Here is a 24178-nt window from a genome sequence, read left to right as displayed (position 1 = left end):
TCGTGGAGGAGACGAGGGCGTGCGTCGGATTCGGATCCCGGCCCTGGATTCGGACGTGTTCGCGCGATCACGTCCGAATCCAGGGCACATCTCCGAATCCGCGACAGGGGGTTGGATGCCGCTGAACCTGCACTCGGCACGCCGGACGCCGGCCGCGGATCAGATCGCGCCGGCGCGGTGGACGGCCGCACCCAGGGGGTGGGCCGTCGTGATCTCGGCCAGGGCGAGGGCGCCGTCGATCCCGACGCCCTGCGGGGCGACGAGCCGCAGCCCCGCGCCCTCGCCGAGCGCGGCCTCGAAGGCGTCGTGCAGCGTCCGCGAGGCGAACACCCCGCCGATCGCGCAGACGTCGAACACCGGCTCGTCGGTGCGCACGCGGCGGACGGCGGTCCGAGCGGACCACGCGAGCTGCTGCGCGGCACGGTGCGAGATCTCCCGCGCGACGGCGTCGCCCGCATCCGCCGCCCGCGCGACGTTCCGCGCGAGCGACGCGACCACCCGCACGCGATCGTGATCGGCCTGCAGGGCCATGTACGCCTGCGAGAGGTCGGGCCACCGGGCGAGGGCGTCGTCGGTCAGCAGCGTCGCCGGTCCGCGGCCGTCGTATGCGCGCATGACGGCGTCGAGCGCCTCTCGACCGATCCAGTAGCCGCTGCCGGCGTCGCCCATGATCCAGCCCCACCCGTCGACACGGGCCGTGTCCGTCGCACCGACGGCCAGGGTGACCACTCCCGTTCCGGCCGCGACGACGGCGCCGTGCCGGTCGCCGAGCGCACCGAGGAACGACGTCGTCGAGTCGTGCGCGAGCATCGTGGCCCGCACGCCGTCGGCGTGGACGAGCGAGAGCAGCGCGTCGGCATCCGCGTCGCGGTCGGTGAGTCCCGAGATCCCCGCCGCGACGACGTCGGGTTCGGTGCCCGTGCGCTGGAGGGTCTCGTGGACGACGCGCGCCAGCTGGGGCAGGAGCGGTCCGCCGGTGTGGATGCCGCGGAACGCGAGGTCCTCCCGACGGGAGCCGTCGTCGACCCGCACCTTGATGTCGCTCTGGCCGGCGTCGATGGCCAGCACGCGGCGCGCGCTCATCGTCCTCCTCCTGTGGCAGCCGTCGTCAGCGCACGATAGCGCGAGCGCAGGAACTCGCCCGCCGGCTTCCCGTATGGACAGTAGTCGTCGTTGTCCTCCGCCGCGTCGGGCGCGTAGAGCTCCGCCGGCCAGTCCCAGAGGAAGAAGCCCGACACCCACTCCCGCTCGCCGCACGCGTCGAACATCGCGCGGTAGTAGTCGAGCTGCGCCTGGCCCGACGGAGCGCCCTCGAGAGCCCAGTCGTTCGGCCTCATCGGGGAGTTCTCCCGCGACGGGCAGCCCGCCTCGAGGAAAACGAAGGGCGTGCCGGATGCCGCGACCACCGCCTCGATCCGGTCGAGGTTCTCCTGCCACGCGTCGATCGGGTAGTAGCCGCTGGACGAGATCACGTCGACCGCGTCCCACCAGCCGATCCGGTCCTCCTGATACTTGTCGCAGTTGTACGTGATCAGTCCGGAGTACACCTCCCGCACCGCCCGGATGAGCTCGCGCCAGTGGGCCTCCTGCCCGTCGGCGCGCACCATCTCGCAGCCGACGCAGAGCATCGCGCAGCCCTCGGCCTGCGCGATGCGGGCGGCGTCGAGGATGAACGCCCGGTAGGACGCGAACCACTCGGTCCAGCTCGGTTCGCCGGGGACGTCCCAGTCGAAGAAGCCGATGAAGGCGCGCCAGGTCCCGTCGGCGACGTTGACGACCGGCTTCAGGCACACCTTCATGCCACGCTCGTGCGCGGCGCGGATCGCGTGCACGATCTCGTCCTCGGTCACCGTCGGCTCGTCGCGGAACGGGATGTCGGTCGAGAACGCGGTCGCCTGCTCGGCGGCGTACGCGAGCGCCGTCCAGGTGACGCCGTGGTCGGCCATCGCGTCGAGGGATGCCGCTGCGGCGGGCGTCGTCCACGTTCCGCGGACGCCCGTCCACCCCCACGTCATGCCGCAGACGGGCCCCTCGAGGGCGGTCATCCGGTCACCAGCTGGTTGGCGGAGCGGAGCACGCGCGGATCGGCGAGGGCGGCGGCATCGAGTGCGATGCCGGCGTCGTGGTGCACGACGATGCGCCCGGTCTCGCCGGGGAGCAGCGTGAGCAGGCCGTCGGCCGGCTGCGCGGAGGTGTGCACCTTGTCGGCGAGCAGCGAGACGTCGCGGGCGAACCGCTCCGCCGTGATGCTCACCTCCGTGCCGCCCTCGACCGGGCGCGTCGCGACGGTCAGGCCCGGGTCGCCGAGCGTCGAGTCGCGCGGCTCGGCGAAGTACCAGACCCCGCGCGCGGAGTCGGCGTCGACGACGAGCGCTTCGGCGGCGGCATCCGTCGGCGTGGTCAGGTCGGTGTCGATCGTCACGGCGAGCGTCCCCCGGGCCTCGACGGTGACGTCCACCGCGCCGTCGGCGAGCACGTCGCCGCCGAACGAGACGCGTCGGGTCCGCAGCGGAACGCTCCACGTCTCATCGGTGTCGTTGCCGAGGACGGCGACGAGCCGGCCGTCCCGCGGCTGCACCGTCACGACGCGCGGGGCGAAGGCGTTCTTCAGCGCGTGGAACAGCGGCTTGACCCGCTCGGCTCCGTCGATCGCCGCCCACGAGGTGACCGGCCAGCAGTCGTTGAACTGCCACACGACGGCACCCATCGTGTGCGGCGCCCACGAGCGGAAGTGGTCGAGCGCGGCGCCGACGGCGAGGGCCTGGTTCAGCTGCATGGCCCAGTGCCACGTCTCCATATCGGCCGGCATCCGGAAGTGGGGGAGCAGCCCGTTCGTGAGCTTCGTGTTCCCCTCCATCGCCTTCTGGTGCACGATCATGCCCGGCGATTCCGGGGTGAGCGGACTGTCGTCGACCGAGTCGACGAGCGTCGTCCACGCCGGCGGTGCCTGCCAGCCGAACTCGGCCACGAAGCGCGGCGTGTGCTCGCGGTAGGTCGACCAGTCGCGGCGGTTCCACTGCTCCCACAGGTGCATGCTGCCGTGCTTCTCGTCGTTGGGGTGCGGTCCGGTCTGACGGCCGGATGCAGCATCCCACCCCGTCTCCGGACTGAACGGGCTGCCGGGGGCGTACGGCACGTGAGGGGCGAGTTCGGCGATGATCGCCGGGAACAGCTCGTAGTAGTACGTCGCGCCCCAGCTCTTGCCGTCGAGGCTCAGCTTCCAGCCCCAGTCCTCGAAGCCCCACAGGTTCTCGTTGTTGCCGACGAGTTGGGCGAGCGAGGCGTGCGACGCCAGACGCACGACGTTCTCGCGCGCCTCGGCCTCGATCTCGGAGCGCAGGGGCTCCTCCTCGGGATAGGCGGCGCAGGCGAACAGGAAGTCCTGCCAGACGAGCAGTCCGAGTTCGTCGGCGAGGTCGTAGAAGTCGTCGGACTCGTAGAGGCCGCCGCCCCACACGCGGATGAGGTTCACGTTCGCGTCGATCGCCTGGCGCAGTCGGCGCTCGTAGCGGTCCCGATCGACGCGCACGGGGAGTGCGTCGTCGGGGATCCAGTTGACGCCTTTCACGAAGATCGGCCGGTCGTTGACGACGAGCGTGTAGGGGGTGCCCGCGGCATCCGGCTCGGTGTCCCAGTGGACCGTACGGAACCCGACCCGTCGGGTGGTCGCGTCCAGTGTCCGCCCCGCCGCGTGGAGGACGACCTCGACCGTGTAGAGCGGCTGCTCGCCGTGACCGACCGGCCACCAGCGTCGGACGGCCGAGAGGTTCACCTCGACGCGGCCCGTCTCGCCGACGACCGCGCTGCTCGCGGTCGCCTCGCCGTCCAGGCCGGGACCGCGGACGATCGCGTGCACCTCCAGGTTCGAGCCGGCGGCATCCGTCCGTTCGACGTCGACGTCGACGGTGACCCGTCCGCCGTCGCCCACCGGTGTCGCGACGACGCGCGTCCGCGACAGGCGCGCGGTGGACCACGACTCGAGGTGCACCGGCTTCCAGATGCCGCTCGTGTAGGTGGCGATGCCCCAGTCCCAGCCGAAGCTGCAGGCGGACTTGCGGATCGCCTCATAGGGCAGCGGGTAGGGGCGCGGGCGGGCACCGAGGTCGAGGCTGGCCTGGTTCGCGTAGGGCACGGGCGCGCGGAAGGCGACCTCGAGTTCGTTGTCGCCGTCCTGCAGGTGCGCGGCGACGTCGTAGCGGTACGACCGGTGCTGGTTGGCGACCTCGCCGACGGCGCGGCCGTTCAGGCGGATCGTCGCGACCGTGTCGAGGCCGTCGAAGACGAGGTCGTGGCGTTCGCTGCCGTCGGGGGTCCAGGCGAACGTGGTGCGGTAAGTCCAGTCCACGAGACCGATCCAGGCCAGCAGCGACTCGTTGTCCCCGTGGAACGGGTCGGGGATGCGCCCCTCGGCGAGCAGGTCGACGTGGATGCTGCCGGGCACGACCGCGTCGACGTCGACACCTGCGAGGGCGTCGGGGACGGGCCCTGCGGCGGCGCGGACGGTCCACCCGGCGTGGAGGGGGCGGCAGGAGAGGTGGGTCACTTGACGGCTCCTGAGGTGAGGCCCTGGTAGATCCAACGCTGCAGGAGCAGGAAGGCGATGAGCGTCGGGATGATCACGACGAGCGTCCCGGCGGCGATCACCTCCCACTGCGCGCCGAAGGGCCCTTTGAATCGGAAGAGGGACGTGGAGATCATGCCCTCGGAGGGCAGGTAGAGGAAGGGGGCGTAGAACTCGTTGTACACGGCGATGCCCTTGATGATGACGACCGTCGCGATCGCGGGACGCAGCAACGGCAGCACCACACGCCAGTAGATGGTCCATCGGTTCGCCCCGTCGATCATGGCGGCTTCGTCGAGCGAGATCGGGATGGACTGCATGAACTGGATGAACAGGTAGATCGCGATGATGTCCGTGCCCATGAACAGCAGGATGAGCGCGGCCTTCGTGTCGTAGAGCCCGAGTCCGTTGACGAGCTGGAAGGTCGCGACCTGGCTCGTGACCCCCGGGATGAGGGTCGCGAGCAGGAAGAGTCCCATGACGACCTTCTTGCCGCGGAACTGGAAGCGGTCGAGGGCGTAGGCGGCCATTGTGCCGAGCGCGATCGTGCCGACGAGCGACACGGCGAGCACGATCGTCGTGTTGACGAAGCCCTCGAGCATCTTGCCGCTCGTGAACGCGGTCACGAAGTTGTCGACGTTGAACCAGTTCGAGGGCGGGTCGAAGGGGCCCGTGCTCGCATACTCGCTCGAGCTCTTCATCGCCGCGAACAGCAGCACCGACAGCGGCAGCAGCGTCACGATCGCCGCGATCACGAGGCTCGTGTACTTCGCCGCCGTCGCGCTCAGGCTGCCGAGGCGCTGCAGCGGCGTCCGCGCGGACCGGCGCCGGGGGAGCGCCGTCGGCTTCGTCGGCGGCATCAGGGTGGCGGTCACGTCAGGTCCACCTTCTCGTCGGGGAACACGCGTCGTTGGATCACCGTGACGACCAGGACGATCACCAGCAGGACGACGGCCATCGCCGAGGCGAGGCCCACCTGCCGGAACGAGAACGCGGTCTGCAGGGTCTGGATGACGAACGTCGCGGATCCGTTGGCGCCGCCGGTCATGATGAAGGGCACCTCGAACACCGACAGGCTGCCGGCGATGGCGAGGATGAACGACAGGCCGATGATGCGACGGATACCGGGGGCGATGATCGACCAGAACTGCTGCCACTTGTTGGCACCGTCGAGCTCCGCGGCTTCGTACAGTTCGCGCGGGATCGACTGGATCGCGCCGAGGAACAGGACGAAGTTGAGGCCGGTGTAGCGCCAGACCGAGGTGCCCGCCAGCGACCAGTTGACGACGTCCGGGTCGCCGAGCCACTGCGGCGGGTCGGCGAGGCCGAACCAGCCGAGGACGGTGTCGAGGGTGCCGCCGGGCTGGAAGAGGTAGAGGAAGACGAACCCGATGGCGACGCCGTTGATCAGGTACGGGAAGAACAGGATGCCGCGGAAGAGGTTCGAGAACCGCGTCGAGAAGCTGAGGATCGTCGCGAAGTAGAGGGCGATCCCCATCTGCAGGAACGACGCCGCGAAGTAGTACAGACTCACCCAGAAGACGCTGAAGATGCGAGGGTCGGTGAACACCTGGATGTAGTTGTCGAGCCCGACGAGGTTCTTCTCGAGGTCGATGCCGTCCCAGTCGGTGACGGAGTAGTAGAAGAGGTTCAGCGCGGGCCAGTACGTGAACAGGAGGAGGAGGCCGACGGCCCCCGAGAGGAAGAGCCAGGGCGTCAGTCGCTGGACGATCCCGCGTCCCGCCCCGCGCGACCCGGCGCCGGGTGCGCCGGTCCCGCGGCGCGAGCCGCGAAGCCGGCGCACCCGGGCGGGTGCGGACAGGACCGCAGGGGCGTCCGCGGGAGCGGAGCCGGGAGTTGCGATCGCCATCGTGGATGCCTCTCTCAGCCGAGCTTCTCGACCGATGCGCCCCAGCGCTCGTTGAGTTCGGCGAAGTAGCTCTCCTTGTCGCCGTCGGCGGCGCCGCGCGCGATGTCGACCAGCTTCTGGCGGTAGAGCGGGCCGTAGAGGTCGATCTGCGAGTCATCGGCGATCGAGTTGATGAGACCCTCCTTGCCGGCGGGGGCGGGGTTGATCTCCATGAGCTCCACGCCGGAGTCCTCGAACCCGGCGAGGTTCTCGGGGAGCGGCTTGTCGAGCACGGGCGAGATCATGCCCTGCGCCTCGGTGTAGCCCGAGTCGGCCGCGACCCACTGGATCCACGCCCACGCGGCGGCCTTCGCCTTGGAGTGCTTGCTCACGGCGAGGTTGTAGTCGCCGCCGATGACGGCGTACTGGGTGCCGTCCACGTTGGCGGGGAAGGCCATGTAGCCGATGTCGTCGGCGGAGCCGCCGTTCGCCTCGGCGGCTGCCTGCATCTGCGAGATGGCCCACGAGCCGAGCGGCATCGTCGCGATCTTGCCCGTGCCGAGGTCGACCTTCGACTGCTCCCAGTTGGTGGTGAGCGGGTCCTCCTCGGTGAGCCCCGCCTCGACGGTGTCGTAGAGGAAGGAGTCGACCGCGTAGGCGTCGGTGCCCTCGGTCCAGGGCGCCGGGTCCTCGGCCATCGTGATGGGCGCGTCCGGGTCGTGCGTGATCGCGCCGAGGTTGCCGAACGCCTGCGTCAGCGGCCAGCCGTCCTTGTAGTTGGTGTACATCGGGATCGCATCGGTCCCGTCCTTCACCTTCTGCAGGGTCTCGAGCCAGCTCGCCTGGTCGGTGGGCAGCTCGGTGATGCCCGCCTCTTCGAAGACCTTCTTGTTGTAGACGATGCCGTTGGCGTTGCCGCCGAAGGCGATGCCGTACTGCGTGCCGTCGTAGCTGGCGGCCGGAAGGAAGCGGTAGGTGTCTTCGAACGACGACGTGTCGCCGAGCGGTTCGAGGAACTGCTCGTACTGGTCGGGTTTGATCGCCGGGATGCCGATGACGTCGCCGTAGTTGGTGGTCGACATGCGGGTGAGCATCTCGCCGGCGTAGTCCGTGATCCCTTCGAAGGTCACATTCACGTCGGGGTAGGTCTTCTGGAACTCCTTCGCGTATTTGTCGAAGGTGCCGTCCTCGACCAGGTCGGTGCGCCAGGTGACGACCTTGATGTCGCCGGCCACCTCGCCGTCGATCGTGTTGTCGCCAGCGGATTGCGCTCCGCCGCCGGCGCAGCCGGCGAGGGCGATGCCGGCGACGGTGAACGTCGCGATCGCGACGCCGATCCGTGTACGTGCCATGTGTGCGTCTCCTGTCAGGTTCGTCTTCGAAACCACTCGGGTGCGGGTCGGCAACGGCGCCGACGCGGCTCACGTTAGCTCTCGGAGCTACGGCTCACAAGACATGAATGTCAGCGCTGTCTGAAGCTGTCCTGCTACCGGAATGCAATGTCGATTTGGCTCTGATCCGGTATTTATCAACCCGCATGACGACCCATTCGCGGGTTGATGTCGCAGAAATGTCTATCGTCGTCATTTCGGTCGGACTGGTAGTCTGGCGCGGAGGAGGCACGATGACGGTGCAGCAACGGGCCACGCTGGACGATGTCGCACGTCTGGCCGGCGTCAGTTCGAAGACGGTCTCGCGCGTGTTCGCCCAACGCGAGCTCGTCGCCCCCCAGACGGTCGAACGCGTGCTCGCCTCGGCGAAACGGCTGCGGTTCCGGCCCAACAGCCTCGCGCAGGGGCTCCGTCGAGGCGGGAGCCGTACGGTCGGCTTCATCATCGGCGAGCTGAGCAACCCGTTCTACTACAAGGTCGCCGCGGGCATCGAGAAGGAGCTCTCCGCCCACGGGTTCAGCCTCGTCGTCGCCACCACGGACGACACCGAGGAAGGGGAGGGCCGCGTGGCCGACGCGTTGCTGGCGCAGCGGGTCGGAGCGCTCCTGCTCATCCCGGTCGGCGAGGACCAGTCCTACCTCGAGGGCGAACGCCAACTGGGAACCCCGGTGATCGCGATCGACCGCCCGGCGCGCAACCTCGCGGCCGACTCGATCGTCCTCGACAACCGCGTCGCCGTCCTCGAGGCGACCCGGCGGCTGACGGCGCGCGGTCACCGTCGCATCGCCTACGTCTGCAACCCGGCGTCCGTCTGGACGCAGTCCGAGCGGCTCGCGGGCTACCGGCAGGCGATGTCGGAGATCGGCGTCGACTCGGCCCGATGGGAGATGCTGGGCGACGACCTCACGATCCCGCCGCTCGATCTCGTCCAGCGTCTCTGGCGGGAGGATGCGGCCCCCACCGCGATCATCGCCGGGAACAACCGGGTGACGGTCGGCGCACTCCGCGCCCTGCGAGCGCGCGGCGACGAGCAGACGGCACTGATCGGCTTCGACGACTTCGACACGGCCGACGTCCTCGGTGTCTCGGTGATCTCCTACGACCCGCTCGAACTCGGCAGACGCGCGGCGACGCTCGCGATGGAGCGGATCGGGGACCCCTCTGGCTTCGTGCGCCAGATCACGCTGCCCACGTGGATCATCGAGCGAGGAACGGGCGAGCGCCCGCCCGCGGACGACTGATCAGATCCGCGCCGCGAGGAACTCGGCCTGCCGCAGCCACTGGTGCGCCTGACCGCCCTCGTGCTCGTTGAAGGGGAACACCTCGATCTCCTTGTCCGCCCCCGCCCATGCGTTGAACGCGGCGAACACCGTCGACGGCGGGCAGATCGGATCGAGGAGCGCGACGGAGAAGAGGGATGCCGCATCCGCCCGGGCGGCGAAGCTCACCCCGTCGAAGTACGCCAGGGTCTCGAAGACGCGTTCCTCGGCGCCGCGGTGCACGGCGAGGTACCGCGCGACCTCCTCGTACGGGTCGCGCCCGGTCATGCCCACGGCGCGCTCGAAGTGGCAGAGGAACGGCACGTCGGGCATGGCGGCGACGAGCCCGTCGCTCAGCGCGGCCGCGGCGATCGCGATGCCGCCGCCCTGGCTGCCCCCGGTCACGGCGACGCGGGCGGCATCCACCTCGGGAAGGGTGCGCACCGCGTCGATCGCCCGCACGGCGTCGGTGAACACGCGCCGGTAGTAGTAGGTCTCGGGGTCGTCGATGCCCCGCGTCATGAAGCCGGGGAAGGCGGGGCCCGAGCCGTGCGGATCGGGCGTCGCGCCGCCCGCCCCCCACGCGCTGCCCTGGCCGCGCGTGTCCATGAAGAAGTGCGCGTACCCGGATGCCGCCCACCCGAGCCGCTCGACGGGGAGCCCGCGTCCGCCGCCGTAGCCGTTGAACTCGACGACGGCGGGCAGCGCCCCGTCACGGTGCGCGGGCAGGAGCAGCCAGCCCTTGACCGGGTCGCCCGCGAACCCGGGGAACGTGACGTCGAACGCCTCGATGCCGCGCAGCGGCGTCGTCACGGGAGTGACGACGGGCGCCCCGCCCGCCTCGCGAGCACCCGCGATCGTGGTCGACCAGAAGGCGTCGAAATCCGCGGGGACGCGGACGTCGGGACGGTAGTCGCGGAGGTCGGACAGAGGCAGATCGAAGCGCGGCACGCGCTCACCCTAGCGGTCATCCGGCCGCGCACGCAGGTGTCTTCCGCGCCCGCCGAGATATCTCGACATCGAGAGAAACGGGGGCGGTGCGATACGCTGAGACCGATCCGCGACGCCCTTTTCTTGGAGACGACACGTGCCCGATTCCACCATCATCTACACCTACACCGACGAGGCTCCCGCGCTGGCGACGGCGTCCTTCCTGCCGATCGTCGAAGCGTTCGCCGGAAAGGCGGGCGTCGGCATCGAGACGCGCGACATCTCGCTCGCGGGCCGCATCCTCGCCGCCTTCCCCCAGAAGCTCACCCCCGAGCAGCAGGTCGGCGACGCGCTCGCCGAGCTCGGCGGTCTCGCGACGCTCCCCGAGGCCAACATCATCAAGCTGCCGAACATCTCGGCATCCATCCCGCAGTTGAAGGCGGCCATCGCCGAGCTCCAGTCCCAGGGCTACGACATCCCGGACTACCCGGACGAGCCCAAGGACGTCGCCGAGAAGGACGTCCGCGCCCGCTACGACCGCATCAAGGGCTCCGCGGTGAACCCGGTCCTGCGCGAGGGCAACAGCGACCGCCGCGCGCCGCTGTCGGTCAAGAACTACGCGCGCAAGCACCCGCACCGCAACAAGGCGTTCGCGGAGGGGTCGAAGACGCGCGTCGCGACGCTCGGCCACGACGACTTCAAGTCCAACGAGACCTCGACGGTCATCGAGAACGACGACGTCCTCACGATCCGTTTCACGGGGGAGGACGGCTCCGTCACCGAGCTGAAGTCGGGTCTGAAGGTCCTGCCCGGTGAGGTCGTCGACGCGACGTTCCTCTCGGCGAAGGCCCTCGACGCCTTCCTCGCCGACACGATCGCCCAGGCGGCGGCCGACGACGTGCTGTACTCCGTGCACCTGAAGGCCACGATGATGAAGGTCAGCGACCCGATCATCTTCGGCCACGTCGTGCGCGCGTTCTTCGCCGACGTCTTCTCGCGCTTCGGTGACACGCTCGCGGCTGCCGGACTCACCCCGAACGACGGCCTCGGCGCGATCCTCGCCGGTCTCGGTGGCGTCGAGGGCGGCGACGAGATCCGCGCGGCATTCGAGGCGGCCATCGCCGACGGCCCGCGCCTGTCGTACGTCAACTCCGACAAGGGCATCACGAACCTGCACGTCCCCTCCGACGTGATCGTGGATGCCTCGATGCCGGCGCTCATCCGCAACGGCGGCAAGCTGTGGGGCGCCGACGGCGGCGAGGATGACACCATCGCCGTCATCCCCGACTCCTCGTACGCCGGCGTCTACCAGGCGACGATCGACGACGTCATCGCCAACGGTCCGCTCGACCCGGCCACGATCGGCTCCGTGCCGAACGTCGGCCTCATGGCGCAGGCCGCCGAAGAGTACGGCTCGCACGACAAGACGTTCGAGATCGCCGCGGCCGGCACCGTCGAGGTCGTCAACGCAGCGGGCGAGGTCCTCCTCTCCCACGCCGTCCAGCCCGGTGACATCTGGCGCGCGACGCAGACCAAGGACGTCGCCATCCGCGACTGGGTGAAGCTCGCCGTCACCCGTGCGCGTGCGACGGGTGCGCCCGCCGTCTTCTGGCTCGACGAGAACCGCGCCCACGACGCGAACCTCATCGCGAAGGTGAAGACCTACCTCGCCGAGCACGACACCGACGGTCTCACGATCGAGATCCTCGCTCCGGCCGACGCGACCCGCTACTCGCTCGAGCGTATCCGCCGCGGCGAGGACACCATCTCGGTCACCGGCAACGTCCTGCGCGACTACCTCACCGACCTCTTCCCGATCCTCGAGGTCGGCACGAGCGCCAAGATGCTCTCGATCGTCCCGCTGCTGGCCGGCGGCGGACTGTTCGAGACCGGCGCGGGCGGCTCCGCCCCCAAGCACGTGCAGCAGCTCGTCGCGGAGAACTACCTGCGGTGGGACTCGCTCGGCGAGTTCTTCGCGCTGGCGGCATCCTTCGAGCACCTCGCCGACTACACCGGCAATCCGCACGCGAAGGTCCTCGCCGACACGCTCGACGCCGCGACCGGGACCTTCCTCGAAGAGGACAAGTCGCCGGGCCGTGCCCTCGGCACGATCGACAACCGCGGCAGCCACTACTACCTCGCGACCTACTGGGCGCAGGAGCTGGCGCGTCAGACCGTCGACGCCGAGCTCGCGGCGGCGTTCGCCCCGGTCGCCGAGGCGCTGACCGCCGGCGAGGAGACCATCGTCGCCGAGCTGGTCGCCGTGCAGGGCTCGCCCGCCGAGATCGGCGGCTACTACCGTCCCGACCCGGCGCTGGTGGAGAAGGTCATGCGGCCCTCCGCGACGCTGAACGGCATCATCGACGGACTCTGATCCGCACAAACGGATGCCCCGGCCGCGAGTGCGGGCCGGGGCATCCGTGCGTTCGGGGGAGCGTCAGAGCCGGATCTGCGCGACGACCTCGCCGTACTCGGTCTCGTCGACGGGGGTGAAGCCGACGCGGCGGAAGAACGCGTCGGGCCCGCCCTCTCCGGCCTCGTAGATGACGTTCACGTGATCGAACCCGCGCGCGCGGGCCTCGTTCATGAGCTGCTCGACGGCGTAGCGCCCGACGCCGCGACCCTGGTCGTCGGCATCCACGTTGATCCGCCACAGCACCGAGCGGAAGTGCTCGTGCGGGGCGTCGGCGTCGAAGCCGGCGCTCACGAAGCCGACCACCTCGTCACCGTCGAGGATCACACGCTGCCACGAAGTGGCGGGGTCGACCACCGTTGCGGCGATCGCGTAGCTCTCGGGCGCGATGAAGCGTTCCTGGCCCGGCTTGAGCGAGAGGGTGTTCACGGCGACGATCGTCGACGCCGACAGTTCTTCCACGCGGAGGTCAGCCATGAGCACAGGCTAACCGTGATCGCAGCCCGTCGCACGGGGACGACGGATGCGGGTCGTCAGATGACGCTCAGGAGTGGATCCAGACGTCGCCGCCGTCGGGCATCCAGTCGTAGAGCTTCTTCGCGAGGGCGGGCGGCATGTTCACGCAGCCGGCGCTCATCTGGTTGCCGAAGTTGTTGTGCCAGTCCGCACCGTGGAAGGCCTGATTGCCGTTGAAGTACATCACCCATGGGACACCTTCTCGGGTGTACGGCTCACCGGTGTCGCGAGCCGTTCCAGACATGTCCTGGCTCTTTAGCCGCCAGCCGATCGAGTATCGACCGGTGTGAGTCTCTGCCCCCACGCGACCGCTCGAGATGAGCCAGGTGTCGACGACCTTGCCGTTCTCCTTCAGGTACAGGCGCTGCTCGCCCAGGTCGACCTCGGCCAGACGCACCGTGCTCACGGTCTCCCGCGGCGTGACGTCGACCGGCAGCGCGTACGACGCATCACCCGTCGCGAGCTGGTCGGCGAAATCACGCGCGACGCCGGACGTGTCGCCCAGCACGCGCCCGTCCTGGCCTTCGACGATCGCGGTCAGGACCTCACCGGCCTCGTTCGCGAGCACCTGAGCCGTGATCGGGTCCTGGTTGACGACCTCGGGGAGCTTGTCGACGGCGAGCTGGATCGCGGCGGCGTCGGCGGTGATCGTGAAGGGCGGATCACCGATCATCCGCTGCACAGATCGTGATACTCGGCGAGGCCGGTGCGGATGCGATCGGTGGCGTCGGCGAGACCCGTCGCGCCGGCGATGTCGCCCTTCGAGGCCGCGGCAGTCGCCTCGGCGAGGACGTCGAACCCCGCCCGCAGATCGGCCGCGACGGCCTCGACGCGTGCGTTGCCGATCGACGTCACCGCGGCGGCGAGGTCGTCGCGCACCTCGGCGGTCGCCTGCGCCGCGGCGGCCGGGTCGGCGGCATCCGCCTCGGTGAACGCCCTCATCGCCTGCTCGACCGAGTCGGCGAGGGCCGCGCACGCGGCGGCGACGCTCTGGCCGTCCGCCTCGGGATGCGACGACGACGTGCACGCGGCGCCGCCCAGCGCGACGAGGCCGGCCACGACCAGCGCACCGGTCGTGCGGACGGAGCGGGATGCGGGCACAGCGGACCTCCTCGAGGACGGGACCGTTCGAGACTGCCACGATCGCCCTGAGGGAACGGTGGACCGGGGGCGGGCGGACCCGTCGGGGTGCTGCCCGCGACCATCCCGGGTGTCGTCGGCATCGTCTCCATGGTGCTGGCGGTGACGACGAGTCCCGCCGCGCCGCGCGAGACGACCGCGGCGGTCGGCGCGACCGCGCGTCACGGCTGAGCGGCGAACACCTTGCCCGGATTGAGGATGCCGGCCGGATCGAACACGGCCTTGATGCCGCGCTGCAACGCCCACTGATCGTCGCCGATCTCGTCGGCGAGCCACCGGCTCTTGAGGACGCCGATCCCGTGCTCCCCGGTGAGGGTGCCCCCGAGGGTGAGCGCGGCGCGGAAGAGCGCGTCGGCGGCTTGCCAGACGCGCTCGGGGACCTCGTCGCCGTCGAAGATGAAGTTGGGGTGCAGATTGCCGTCGCCGGCGTGGCAGACGGTCGGGATCGTGAGGCCGAACTCCGCCTCGATGCGCACGATCTCGTCGAACATCGCCGGAAGGGCGCTGCGCGGCACCGACACGTCTTCGATGAGCGCCGTCCCGAGGCTCTCCATCGCGGGGTGCATCGCCCGGCGCACGGCCCACAGCTGCGCCGCTTCGGCGTCGTCGGTGGCCAGGCGCACCGCGCCGCCCGCGGCGGTGAGGATCTCGGCGATCTCCGCCTGTTCCGCGGCGGCGGCGGCGCCGTCGGTCTGGACCGTGAGCTGCGTCGCACCCGGTGTGGGGCTCGGCAGCGCGAGCAGCGCGTGCGCGGCCGCCAGGCTCACGGCATCCATCAGCTCCATGATCGCGGGCTGCACCCCGGCGGCGGTCACGGCGGCAGCACCCGCGGCGGCGGCGCGCACATCGGCGAACTGGGCGGTCAGGGTGCGGGACTGCCCCGGCACGAGCCGTCGGAGCTTGAGCGTCGCACCCACGACGACCCCGAGCGTGCCCTCCGAGCCGATCATCAGCGCGGTCAGGTCGTAGCCGGTCACGCCCTTCACGCTGCGATGGCCGGTCGAGATGAGGCGCCCGTCGGCGAGGACCACGTCGAGGGCGAGCACCGCGTCGCGGACGACGCCGTATTTCGCGCAGAGCAGTCCGCCCGCCCCCGTGGCGATGTTCCCGCCGACCGTGGAGATCTCGCGGCTGGCGGGGTCGGGCGCCCACCACAGGCCGTGGGGAGCGAGGGCGCGGCCGAGATCCGCATTGAGGATGCCGGGTTCGACGACGGCGAGGAGGTCGTCGGGCCGCACCTCGAGGATGCGGTCCATGCCGCGCAGCGACAGGGCGATCTCGCCCGAGCCGGTGTTCGCGCCGCCGGCGAGGCCCGTGCCGGCGCCGCGGGTCACGACCGGCGTGCCCGTGGCGGATGCGATCCGCATCGTGGTCTGCACGTCCGCGACGGATGCCGCCCGCACGAGCGCGAGCGGTCGTCCCGACGCGCGGTGTCCCGACTTGTCGGCGCGGGCGTCTTCGAGGGCGGCCTCGCTCGTGTCGACGCGCTCGCCGAGCGCGTCGCGGAGGCGGTCGACGACGTCGGTCACGACAGCCGTCGACGACCCGCCAGGACGCCGACGACGACGGCGACGAGCGCGAAGCCCAGGCCGATCCAGGCCTGACCGGCGCTCCACCACGCGATCGTCGCCGACAGGTAGATGAGCAGTTCCACGAGGCCGCGCACGAACGGGTGGACCCGGACCACGGCGCGCGGTGAGGCGAACAGGCCCCAGACGATGAGGGTGGCGAGCGGGGTCGCGATGCCGAGGACGACGTTCCACGGAGCATCCCACGCCGTGAAACCCCAGACGGCGAGCGACACGACGGCGAACATCGCGCACAGGAAGCTGAGGAGGTCGAGTCCGGAGAGACGTGCCGGGGCGGTGGCTGCGGGGGCGGGCTCCGCGGGTCGTTCGGGCCGGACGTGGGGGAGCTCGGACATGGTTCGATCCTACGCGGGCGGGGAAGTGTAACGAGTTTGTTAAGACTGCTCGCAAACGGGGTCGGGCATCTTGTGGCGACCCTATTCGTAAGGTCTACTAACAAACATGTCGACCCCGACGCGACCCGCCCCCGCGACCCGCAGCCGCCGCACCGCCGGCAAGATCCTGCCCGAGCACGCCCGCGCCCACAACCGCGCGCTCGTGCTCCAGGCGCTCTTCACGCAGGGCGCCATGAGCCGCGCCGACCTCGCCCGCGAGACGGGCCTCACCCGCGTCACCATCTCGGACCTCGTCGCCGGCCTCATCGACGACGGCTACGTGATCGAGCAGGGGGTGCGCGAGGCATCCGGTCCCGGAAAACCGGCGATCCTCGTCGACATCGACCGCGACGGCCACCGCATCGCCGGGCTCGACCTGTCGGGCAGCGAGCAGTTCGCCGGCGCCGTGCTCACCCTCGACGGCGAGATCGTCGCCCGGCACGCCGTCGACGTACCCGCCGATCGCAGCGACGTCTTCGCCGCGATCGTCCGCCTCGCGCGCGACGTCATCGCCGACGCGCACGCGCCGGTGCTCGGCCTCGGCGTCGGCACGCCCGGTGTCGTCGACGACCGCGGCGTCGTGCTCGCGGCGCCCGGATTCGGGTGGACGGACGTCGATCTCGCCGGGCAGCTGGAGGCCGAGCTCGGTCTCCCCGTCCTCGTCGCCAACGACGCGAACGCGGCCGTCCTCGCCGAGCACACGTTCGGGGGAGCGGGCGACGACGTCATCCTCGTCCGGGTCGGCCGCGGTGTCGGTGCGGGGCTCCTCACCGGCGGCGAGCCGCTCGCCGGCGCCCGCTTCGCCGCGGGCGAGATCGGCCACGTGACGGTCGGCACCGACGGCGGCCCCGCGTGCGCCTGCGGCAAGATCGGATGCCTCGAGGCCTGGCTCGCGGTCCCCGCCCTCACCGAGCGGCTCGCCGCCGCGGACGACCCGCAGGGGGTGCTCCGCGACGCCGGCGAGCGCCTCGGCATCGCCCTCGCGCCGATCGTCGGCGCCCTCGATCTGTCGGAGATCGCCCTCTCCGGCCCCGCCGACCTGCTCGGCGGCACCCTCGCCGAGGCTGCCGCCGAGACGGTACGCACCCGGACCCTCGCCACGTTCCACGACGGGCTCCAGGTGCGCATGTCGACCCACAGCGAGGACATCGTCCTGCGCGGTGCAGCCGTCATGGTCCTGTCCGGCCGTCTCGGCGTGTCCTGACCCCCGCACCACCCGCATCTCCCGCGACGATCCGCCCGGGTCGCCGCATCCCACACAGTGAAGGAACCGCTATGAAGAAGACCCTCGGAGCACTGTCGCTCCTCGGCGCGTCGGCCCTCGTCCTGTCCGGCTGCGCCGGCGCCTCGACCCCTGCGGGGGGAAGCGCCGAGACCGGCGACCTGACCGTCTGGCTCGTCGGCACCGACACCCCCCAGGACGCGCGCGACTACCTCGAGAAGACCTTCGAGGAGCAGAACGACGGGTGGACCCTCACGATCGAGGAGAAGACCTGGGCCGACACCGCCGAAGGGTACGTCGCCGCGCTGTCGTCCAACGATGCGCCCGACATCGTCGAGGTCGGCAACACCCAGGCACCCGGCTTCATCTCGCAGGGCCTGTTCGCCGACCTCTCCGGCATCCAGGACGACCTCGGCGGCGATGACATGCTGCAGAGCTTCGTCGACCTCGGATCGGAGGACGGCACGCTCTACGCGGCGCCCTACTACGCCGGGTCGCGCGTCGTGTTCTACTCGCCGTCGACCTTCTCGGGCGAGATCCCCGCCACCCTCGAGGACTACGTGAAGGACGGGATCGCGGCCACCACCGCCACGAAGTCCGGCATCTACGCTCCGGGCAAGGACTGGTACAACGCCCTGCCCTACGTCTGGGCGAACGGCGGCGAGATCGCCACTCTCGAGGGCGACACCTGGGTCGGCGGGTTCTCGAGCGAGGGCGGCGTCGCCGGCCTGACGATGCTGCAGGACGTCTACGAGAACGCGACCATCGCTCCCGCCGACGCCGACGAGGCCGACCCGCAGGTGCCCTTCTGCGCCGACGAGATCGGGTTCCTGTCGGCGCCCGCGTGGGTGAAGTGGTCGATCCTCGCGCCGGCGGACGCCGAAGCGCCGGGCTGCCCCGACGGCGCCGGCAAGGACCTCGCCGCCTTCGCCCTGCCGGGCATGAGCGCGGGCGAGGTCGCCCCCGTCTTCGCCGGCGGCTCGAACGTCGCCATCGCGGCGAAGTCCGACGCGCAGGAGAAGGCCCAGGCGGCGCTCGAGATCATCCTCTCCGAGGGCTACCAGAAGATCCTCGCCGAGAACGGCCTCATCCCCGCGCGCACCTCGTTCGCGCAGTACCTGCCCGACGACGCCATCACCGCCGAGGCCGCGAAGGCCGCGGCATCCTCCAAGGCCGTCCCGGCCAGCCCGAAGTGGGCCGAGGTCGAGTCCGCGGGCGTCATCAAGGACGCGCTCGTGAAAATCGCCCAGGGCGGCGACGTCACGCAGATCGCGACCGAGCTCGACGGCCAGATCGAGTCGATCCTCAACTCGTGACCCCGGTGCAGGGGGCGGCGACGCCCCCTGCACCCTTTTCCGGAGGATGCCGATGACCGTCACCCTGACCCGGCCCGCTCCCGCGCCGGCACCCCGCGACCGCTTCGCCGGCGCCGCGCGCGAACGTGCCCGTCGTCGCAAGGACGGGGCAGCGGCACTGACCCTGCTCGGTCCCTCCCTCGTGATCCTCGCGGTGATGGTGGGCTACCCGGCCGTCCTCATGGTGGTCCAGTCGTTCACGGACTACTCGATCCGCAACAAGGTGCAGGAAACCCTGCCCGACGTCGTCGGGTTCGCCAACTACCTCGAGGTGTTCACCGCGTCGGACTTCCCGGCGGTGCTCGTGCGCAGCCTCGGGCTCATGCTCGTCATGACCGTGTTCATCGTCGGGCTCGGTGCCCTCGTCGCGGTGCTCATGACGCGCCTCACGCGCGGCTGGCGGCTGCTCGTGTCGGTCGGGCTGCTCCTGGCGTGGGCGATGCCGCCGCTGGCGGCCACGACGGTGTGGGGGTGGATCTTCGACGCAGAGTACGGGCTCGTGAACTGGTTGTTCAACACCGTCACCGGGACCAGCGACTTCACGAACCACTCCTGGCTGCTCGACCCGTGGTCGTTCTTCGTCGTGCTGACGATCATCGTCGTCTGGCAGGGCGTCCCGTTCGCGGCCTTCACGCTCTACGCGGCGCTCGGTCAGGTGCCGGGCGAGGTACTCGAAGCGGCGTCGCTCGACGGCGCGACCGGGCTGCAGCGCTTCCGCCTGGTCGTCTACCCCTACCTCCGCAACGTCGTCACCGTCGTCGTGGTGCTCCAGGTCATCTGGAACCTCCGCATCTTCACGCAGGTCTACACACTCCAGCAGCGCGGCGGTCTCGTCTCGGAGACGAACGTGCTCGGCACCTACATCTTCCGGCAAGGCGTGGGGGAGTTCGGGGTGACGAGCGCGATCGGCGTGCTCACTGTCATCCTTCTGCTCGCCCTCTCGTGGGGCTACGTCCGCACGACTCTCAAGGAGGAGGAGCTGTGAGCACCCAGATCACCCCCGCCGCCCAGCTCTCGACCGTCGGCGTCGACGAGGTCGCCGGACCCGTCGGCCACGCGAAGACGCCCGTCACCGGGTCGCTCGCGGCGCGGCGGCCGCGGCGCTCGCCGCTCGGCCGCATCCTGCTCAACGTCGCCGCCCTCGTCGTGTTCGCCTGCTCGGTCTTCCCCGTGTACTGGATGCTGAACATGTCGTTCACGAGCGGCGAGTCGATCATCAGCCGCACCCCGAGCTTCCTGCCGCTGGACTTCACGCTCCGCAACTACGAGACCGCGTGGACGCGGCCCGCGGCGCCCGGGCAGACCGATTTCGTGCACGGACTCCTCAGCTCGGGGCTCGTGACCGTCGGTGTGCTCGTCGTCACGTTGCTGGTCGCCTTCCTCGCCTCGATCGCCGTCGCCCGCATCCGCTTCCGCGGGCGCCGGTCCTTCATCGTCGCGGTGCTGATCGTCCAGATGATCCCGGGCGAGGCGATGATGTTCACGATCTACGGGATGATCGACGACTGGCGTCTCATGAACACGCTCGTCGGGCTCGGCATCGTCTACGTCGCCGCCGTCGTCCCCTTCACGATCTGGACCCTCCGCGGCTTCGTCGCGGGCGTCCCGGTGGACCTCGAGGAGGCCGCGATGATCGACGGCTGCACCCGCTCGCAGGCGTTCTGGAAGGTGACCTTCCCGCTGCTCGCCCCGGGCCTCGTCGCGACGGGGGTGTTCGCCTTCATCCAGTCGTGGAACGAGTTCACGATGGCGCTCCTGCTGCTGCGCGGTCAGAACCTGACCCTGCCGCCGTGGTTGCTGTCGTTCCAGTCCGCGACCGAGGCCACCAACTGGGGGGCGGTGATGGCGGCATCCACCCTCATCTCGATCCCCGTCGTCGTCTTCTTCCTGATCGTGCAGGGACGGATGTCGGGTGGACTCGTGTCCGGCGCCGTGAAGGGCTGACGTGCGCATCGGAGTGGATGTCGGAGGCACGAAGACCCTCGCCGTCGCGCTCGACGACGCCGGACGCGTCATCGCCGAGGAGCGGCGGGCGACCGGCTGGGGCCCGGAGGCCGTGGTCGACGGGATCGTCGCCGTCGTCACGGTCGTGACCGGGGGCGCGCGCCCGGACGCGCTGGGGATCGGGGTACCGGGTCAGGTGTCGCCGGACGGTGTCGTGCGCCACGCGCTCAACCTCGGCATCGACGTGCTCGACCTCGCCGAGGTGGTGGGCGCCCGGACCGGGCTCCGCCCCGTCGTCGAGAACGACGTCCGCGCGGCCGCCGTCGGTGCGGCGTCCCTCCTCCCCGGTGCCGGGTCGATCGCCTACCTGAATCTCGGAACCGGCATCGCCGCGGGCATCGTCCGGGACGGGATGCCGTGGCGCGGCGCGCGCGGCGCTGCGGGCGAGATCGGCCACGTCAGCGTCGACCCCGCCGGGCCCGCCTGCTCGTGCGGGCAGCGCGGGTGCATCGAGGCGCTCGCCGGCGGTGCGGCCGTGGCCGCCCGCTGGGCGCAGCCTGCCGCCCTGCCGGTGGCCGACGTGTTCGACGCGGCGGAGGTGGGCGACCCGCTCGCCGCGGGCCTGCGCGCGGACGTCGTGCGCGGGGTCGCCTCGGCCGTGCAGCTGCTCGTCCTGACCGCCGACGTGGATGTCGTGGTGCTGGGCGGCGGGGTGTCGCACCTCGGCGAGCGGTTGCGTGATCCGGTGCGCACGGCCCTGGCCGCTGCGGCATCCGGGTCTGCCTTCCTGGGTTCGCTGGAGCTGGCCGATCGCGTGGTGTCGACGCCCCGGAACGCGCCTATCGGTGCGCGGGGCGCGGCGCTCCTGGCGGGCGCGACCGCGGTGACCGGGGTCTGAGGCGGGCCGCGGTACGGGATTCCGTCCCGGCGAGTTGCTCACGGTCCAAACGGCCCACGGGTGCCTGATCCGGGACGACGACGCGAACCCCGCGCCGAGCGGATGCCGCGTCAGACCGTGCCGGTGAACACCCGCCGCACCTGCAGACCGGCGTCGAGCAGCACCGCGTCGGCGACGGCGCCGACGGCGAGCGAGCCGAGCTCCGGCCGGCCGATCGTGCGCGCGGGCGTCGAGGTCAGGGCCGTGACCGCGTCCGGCAGCGCGACCCCCGCCGCGACGGCGGTGCGCAGAGCGGCGTCCTGCGTGAGCGTCGACCCCGCGATCGTGCCGTCCGCGAGCCGCGCGACGCCCGCCTGCACCGTGACGGACAGCGATCCCAGGCGATAGGTCCCGTCGGCCGCCCCGGCGGCGGCCATCGCGTCGGTCACGAGCGCGATGCGGGCGGGGGCGGCGGCGAAGAGGATGCGGATGACGTCGGGGTGCACGTGCACGCCGTCGGCGATGACCTCGATCGTCACACGCGGGTCGCCGGTCGCCGCGGCCACCGGGCCCGGGGCGCGGTGGTGCAGGCCGGGCATCGCGTTGAACGCGTGCGTGAGCAGCGTGGCGCCCGCCTCGAACGCGTCGCGGGCGAGGTCGGCGTCGGCGGAGGTGTGTCCCACCGCGACGACGACCCCGGCGCGGGTGAGGCGTGCGATCGCGTCGCGTCCGCCGGGCAGCTCGGGGGCGAGGGTCACCTGCACGAGCGAGCCGCGCGCGGCGGCGATCAGCGCCTCGATCGCGCCGGGTGTCGGGTGAACGAGAAGTGCGGGGTCGTGCGCGCCGTGGTGACCCGGGTCGAGGAACGGTCCCTCGAGGTGCGCGCCGAGGACCGAGGCATCCGTCTCCGCCAGATCCGCGATGACACCGAGGCGGGTCTGCAGATCCGCCGGCGAGCCGGCGACGAGGGAGACGACGGCGCGGGTCGTGCCGTGGGCGAGATGCAGCGCGCGGGCCGCGAGGATCGCGCCGCGCCCCTCCTCGTGCGCCCGGCCACCGCCGCCGTGGCCGTGCAGGTCGACGAAGCCGGGTGTGAGCAGCGCCGCGTCGCCGGCGACCTCCCGCGCGTCGACGACCTCGTCCGCGTCGAGCCCGCGCCAGGCGTCACCGGTGCCGGATGCCGCGACCCGGCCGGCCACGACGTGGATCCACGCGTCCGGGGTCTCGGTGCCGCCGTCGACGAGTCGGACCGAGTGGACGATGCGGCTCAGGTCGTCCACGGCACCTCCTCGAGGGCGGGGAAGCGGATGCCGAGGGTCGTCCACAGCGGTCCGAGACCGCCGACGCGGCTGCGGAAGGACGCCCACGAGCGCTCCGCGCCCGACGCGGGCGACCAGCCGATCTCCGCCGCGGCCGCGATGCGGGGGAACGCGAGGGCGTCGATGTCCTCGAGGGTCGCGACGGTCTCAGTCCACAGGGGCGCCTCGACGCCCAGGATCGTCGCCTCGTCGACACCGTCCACGACACGGGTCGGCTCCCAGTCGTACGCGCGGGCGAGGCTCGTCGGACCGTTCGCCCAGGTCAGCCCCAGCGGGGAGTCTGCGGTGGGCTTCATGTCGAGGTAGACCGCGTCGGCGGGCGACAGGATGAGCCGGCCGCCTCGCTCGGCGAACGCGCGCGCGTGGCGGGCCGCGGCATCCGTCAGCGAGACGAAGCCCCAGAACTGACCGACCGTGCCGGGCGCAAGACCCGCCGCGGCGCCGGCCTCGTGCCAGGCGACCGGGGTCTTGCCGAGCGCCGCGATCGCGGCGCTCGCGGACGCGACGAAACGCGCGAAGTCCTCGGGCGTGGTGCCGAGCGACTCGTCGCCGCCGAAGTGCAGCCACGGGCCGGGGGTGAGCTCGGCGAGCTCGGCGAACACGTCGCGCACGAAGGCATCCGTCGCTTCGTCGCCGATGCGCAGCGACGAGAACCCGACGCCGATCCCGGTGTAGGGCTCGCCGGCGACCGGCGTCGACCCCTCGGTGATGACCTCGACGGCGGGGGCCTCTGCGAGTTCGGGGTACGCGAGGCCGACGGCGTGCGTGTGGCCGGGCATGTCGAACTCGGGCACGACCGTCATGTGCCGGGATGCTGCGTACGCGACGACCGCGCGGTAGTCGTCCTGCGTGTAGTACCCGCCGGGGGCGCCGCCGACGGCGGTGGCCGATGCCTTCGCGGTGAGCTCGGGGCGCGAGCGCAGCTCGAGCCGCCAGCCCTGATCGTCCGACAGGTGCAGGTGCAGGACGTTGAGCTTGAGGGATGCCGCCCGGTCGATGTACGCCCGCACCGTGTCGACGTCGTGAAAGTGCCGCGCGACGTCGAGCATGACGCCGCGGTACGCGAACCGCGGGCTGTCGATGATCCGGACGGCGGGGACGACCCACGCGCCGCCGTCGCGTCCGACCAGCTGGACGAGGGTCTGCACGCCGTAGAAGAGGCCCGCGGCATCCGCTCCCGTGATCCGGATGCCCGTGGTCGACGCCTCGAGTCGGTACGACTCCGCCGGGCCCGACCCGTCGACCGCCAATGCGATGCCGTCGCCCGTGCCGAGGTCGAGTCCCGTGCGGGTCCGGACGAGCGCGCGCAGGTGCGCGGCGGCATCCGGATCGCCCGTCACCGCCGCCCCCGTCAGCGCGAATGGGGCGCCGTCCGCGACGGCGACGTCTGCGGGAAGGGGCACGAGGGGGAGGGGGAGCACCGCCACCACCGTTCTGTA

General features: G+C 71.1%; 22 protein-coding genes. 8 read left to right on the top strand and 14 right to left on the bottom strand.

Features of this window, described 5'->3' with window-relative positions; translation table 11 throughout:
* Positions 1-159: 159 nt before the first annotated feature.
* From ACPEH0_RS10125 to ACPEH0_RS10100, 6 genes are read right to left on the bottom strand one after another with little or no spacing between them, the layout of a single operon-like run.
* Positions 160-1083: an N-acetylglucosamine kinase gene (locus ACPEH0_RS10125; protein WP_366214010.1), complete on the bottom strand. Its 924-nt coding sequence runs from the start codon at positions 1081-1083 to the stop codon at positions 160-162.
* Positions 1080-2045: a glycoside hydrolase family 113 gene (locus tag ACPEH0_RS10120; protein WP_423719454.1), complete on the bottom strand. Its 966-nt coding sequence runs from the start codon at positions 2043-2045 to the stop codon at positions 1080-1082. The genes ACPEH0_RS10125 and ACPEH0_RS10120 overlap by 4 nt, the downstream gene beginning before the upstream one ends.
* On the bottom strand, positions 2042-4543 hold the full coding sequence (locus ACPEH0_RS10115; protein WP_366214011.1) for a glycoside hydrolase family 2 protein: 2502 nt from the start codon (positions 4541-4543) through the stop codon (positions 2042-2044). Before ACPEH0_RS10115 ends, ACPEH0_RS10120 begins: the two co-directional genes overlap by 4 nt.
* Complete coding sequence (locus ACPEH0_RS10110) at positions 4540-5436, bottom strand: carbohydrate ABC transporter permease (protein WP_217531605.1); 897 nt, start codon at positions 5434-5436, stop codon at positions 4540-4542. The genes ACPEH0_RS10115 and ACPEH0_RS10110 overlap by 4 nt, the downstream gene beginning before the upstream one ends.
* Positions 5433-6431 (bottom strand): carbohydrate ABC transporter permease, encoded by a 999-nt coding sequence (locus ACPEH0_RS10105; RefSeq protein ID WP_217531606.1) that lies wholly within the window; start codon positions 6429-6431, stop codon positions 5433-5435. The genes ACPEH0_RS10110 and ACPEH0_RS10105 overlap by 4 nt, the downstream gene beginning before the upstream one ends.
* 14 nt (positions 6432-6445) lie before the next feature.
* Positions 6446-7762 (bottom strand): ABC transporter substrate-binding protein, encoded by a 1317-nt coding sequence (locus ACPEH0_RS10100; protein WP_217531607.1) that lies wholly within the window; start codon positions 7760-7762, stop codon positions 6446-6448.
* A 272-nt stretch (positions 7763-8034) separates the two neighbouring features.
* On the opposite strand from ACPEH0_RS10100, the gene ACPEH0_RS10095 reads away from it, so the two are divergent.
* Entirely contained in the window at positions 8035-9042 is a 1008-nt protein-coding gene (locus tag ACPEH0_RS10095) for a LacI family DNA-binding transcriptional regulator (protein WP_217531608.1), read from the top strand.
* Here ACPEH0_RS10095 and ACPEH0_RS10090 read toward each other — a convergent pair whose 3' ends face one another.
* On the bottom strand, positions 9043-10011 hold the full coding sequence (locus ACPEH0_RS10090; RefSeq protein WP_366214012.1) for an acetylxylan esterase: 969 nt from the start codon (positions 10009-10011) through the stop codon (positions 9043-9045). It lies immediately after the preceding gene.
* A 136-nt stretch (positions 10012-10147) separates the two neighbouring features.
* Between ACPEH0_RS10090 and ACPEH0_RS10085 the strand changes: the two genes are divergently transcribed.
* A complete protein-coding gene (locus tag ACPEH0_RS10085) occupies positions 10148-12364 on the top strand; it encodes an NADP-dependent isocitrate dehydrogenase (protein WP_366214013.1) in 2217 nt (738 codons plus the stop codon).
* A 63-nt stretch (positions 12365-12427) separates the two neighbouring features.
* Here ACPEH0_RS10085 and ACPEH0_RS10080 read toward each other — a convergent pair whose 3' ends face one another.
* The 3 genes from ACPEH0_RS10080 to ACPEH0_RS10070 form a co-directional block, all read right to left on the bottom strand.
* Positions 12428-12880 carry a GNAT family N-acetyltransferase gene (locus ACPEH0_RS10080; protein ID WP_217531611.1) on the bottom strand — a complete coding sequence of 151 codons (453 nt, stop codon included), beginning with the start codon at positions 12878-12880 and terminating at the stop codon, positions 12428-12430.
* Between the two features lie 67 nt (positions 12881-12947).
* Entirely contained in the window at positions 12948-13592 is a 645-nt protein-coding gene (locus tag ACPEH0_RS10075) for a L,D-transpeptidase (protein ID WP_366214014.1), read from the bottom strand.
* A complete protein-coding gene (locus ACPEH0_RS10070) occupies positions 13589-14020 on the bottom strand; it encodes a hypothetical protein (RefSeq protein ID WP_366214015.1) in 432 nt (143 codons plus the stop codon). Before ACPEH0_RS10070 ends, ACPEH0_RS10075 begins: the two co-directional genes overlap by 4 nt.
* An 87-nt stretch (positions 14021-14107) precedes the next feature.
* Between ACPEH0_RS10070 and ACPEH0_RS10065 the strand changes: the two genes are divergently transcribed.
* Complete coding sequence (locus ACPEH0_RS10065) at positions 14108-14230, top strand: hypothetical protein (protein WP_366214016.1); 123 nt, start codon at positions 14108-14110, stop codon at positions 14228-14230.
* On the opposite strand, the gene ACPEH0_RS10060 is transcribed toward ACPEH0_RS10065, so the two are convergent.
* The gene (locus ACPEH0_RS10060) at positions 14221-15588 is read right to left on the bottom strand and encodes an FAD-binding oxidoreductase (RefSeq protein ID WP_366214017.1); all 1368 of its coding nucleotides are present in this window, start codon (positions 15586-15588) and stop codon (positions 14221-14223) included. The genes ACPEH0_RS10065 and ACPEH0_RS10060 overlap by 10 nt on opposite strands.
* Complete coding sequence (locus ACPEH0_RS10055; protein ID WP_217531615.1) at positions 15585-15983, bottom strand: YrdB family protein; 399 nt, start codon at positions 15981-15983, stop codon at positions 15585-15587. Before ACPEH0_RS10055 ends, ACPEH0_RS10060 begins: the two co-directional genes overlap by 4 nt.
* A 106-nt stretch (positions 15984-16089) precedes the next feature.
* Between ACPEH0_RS10055 and ACPEH0_RS10050 the strand changes: the two genes are divergently transcribed.
* The 5 genes from ACPEH0_RS10050 to ACPEH0_RS10030 all read left to right on the top strand — a co-directional run bounded on the left by ACPEH0_RS10050 (position 16090) and on the right by ACPEH0_RS10030 (position 21441).
* A complete protein-coding gene (locus ACPEH0_RS10050) occupies positions 16090-17226 on the top strand; it encodes an ROK family transcriptional regulator (RefSeq protein ID WP_064001299.1) in 1137 nt (378 codons plus the stop codon).
* Positions 17227-17297: 71 nt separating this feature from the next.
* Complete coding sequence (locus ACPEH0_RS10045) at positions 17298-18560, top strand: sugar ABC transporter substrate-binding protein (protein ID WP_366214018.1); 1263 nt, start codon at positions 17298-17300, stop codon at positions 18558-18560.
* Positions 18561-18612: 52 nt separating this feature from the next.
* Complete coding sequence (locus ACPEH0_RS10040) at positions 18613-19584, top strand: carbohydrate ABC transporter permease (protein WP_366214019.1); 972 nt, start codon at positions 18613-18615, stop codon at positions 19582-19584.
* The gene (locus ACPEH0_RS10035) at positions 19581-20543 is read left to right on the top strand and encodes a carbohydrate ABC transporter permease (RefSeq protein ID WP_217531618.1); all 963 of its coding nucleotides are present in this window, start codon (positions 19581-19583) and stop codon (positions 20541-20543) included. Before ACPEH0_RS10040 ends, ACPEH0_RS10035 begins: the two co-directional genes overlap by 4 nt.
* Before the next feature lies 1 nt (position 20544).
* Positions 20545-21441, top strand: coding sequence for an ROK family protein (locus ACPEH0_RS10030; protein ID WP_366214020.1), 897 nt, complete (start codon positions 20545-20547; stop codon positions 21439-21441).
* A gap of 110 nt (positions 21442-21551) precedes the next feature.
* Here ACPEH0_RS10030 and ACPEH0_RS10025 read toward each other — a convergent pair whose 3' ends face one another.
* Entirely contained in the window at positions 21552-22700 is a 1149-nt protein-coding gene (locus ACPEH0_RS10025) for an N-acetylglucosamine-6-phosphate deacetylase (protein WP_366214021.1), read from the bottom strand.
* Positions 22688-24166 (bottom strand): family 20 glycosylhydrolase, encoded by a 1479-nt coding sequence (locus ACPEH0_RS10020; RefSeq protein ID WP_366214022.1) that lies wholly within the window; start codon positions 24164-24166, stop codon positions 22688-22690. The genes ACPEH0_RS10025 and ACPEH0_RS10020 overlap by 13 nt, the downstream gene beginning before the upstream one ends.
* Positions 24167-24178: the final 12 nt, after the last annotated feature.

Origin of the sequence: Microbacterium sp. NPDC079356, assembly GCF_049545465.1 — a bacterium.
In the GTDB taxonomy this organism is placed as follows: domain Bacteria; phylum Actinomycetota; class Actinomycetes; order Actinomycetales; family Microbacteriaceae; genus Microbacterium; species Microbacterium gawkjiense.
This window is presented reverse-complemented; position numbering and strand designations above follow the sequence as displayed.

Excerpts from the sequence above, each read along its gene's own strand:
- ACPEH0_RS10045 (WP_366214018.1), top strand. The coding sequence starts at position 17,298 with ATGAAGAAGACCCTCGGAGCACTGTCGCTCCTCGGCGCGTCGGCCCTC.
- ACPEH0_RS10125 (WP_366214010.1), bottom strand. The coding sequence starts at position 1,083 with ATGAGCGCGCGCCGCGTGCTGGCCATCGACGCCGGCCAGAGCGACATC.
- ACPEH0_RS10100 (WP_217531607.1), bottom strand. The coding sequence starts at position 7,762 with ATGGCACGTACACGGATCGGCGTCGCGATCGCGACGTTCACCGTCGCC.
- ACPEH0_RS10080 (WP_217531611.1), bottom strand. The coding sequence starts at position 12,880 with ATGGCTGACCTCCGCGTGGAAGAACTGTCGGCGTCGACGATCGTCGCC.
- ACPEH0_RS10055 (WP_217531615.1), bottom strand. The coding sequence starts at position 15,983 with ATGTCCGAGCTCCCCCACGTCCGGCCCGAACGACCCGCGGAGCCCGCC.
- ACPEH0_RS10120 (WP_423719454.1), bottom strand. The coding sequence starts at position 2,045 with ATGACCGCCCTCGAGGGGCCCGTCTGCGGCATGACGTGGGGGTGGACG.
- ACPEH0_RS10040 (WP_366214019.1), top strand. The coding sequence starts at position 18,613 with ATGACCGTCACCCTGACCCGGCCCGCTCCCGCGCCGGCACCCCGCGAC.
- ACPEH0_RS10105 (WP_217531606.1), bottom strand. The coding sequence starts at position 6,431 with ATGGCGATCGCAACTCCCGGCTCCGCTCCCGCGGACGCCCCTGCGGTC.
- ACPEH0_RS10075 (WP_366214014.1), bottom strand. The coding sequence starts at position 13,592 with ATGATCGGTGATCCGCCCTTCACGATCACCGCCGACGCCGCCGCGATC.
- ACPEH0_RS10050 (WP_064001299.1), top strand. The coding sequence starts at position 16,090 with ATGTCGACCCCGACGCGACCCGCCCCCGCGACCCGCAGCCGCCGCACC.
- ACPEH0_RS10095 (WP_217531608.1), top strand. The coding sequence starts at position 8,035 with ATGACGGTGCAGCAACGGGCCACGCTGGACGATGTCGCACGTCTGGCC.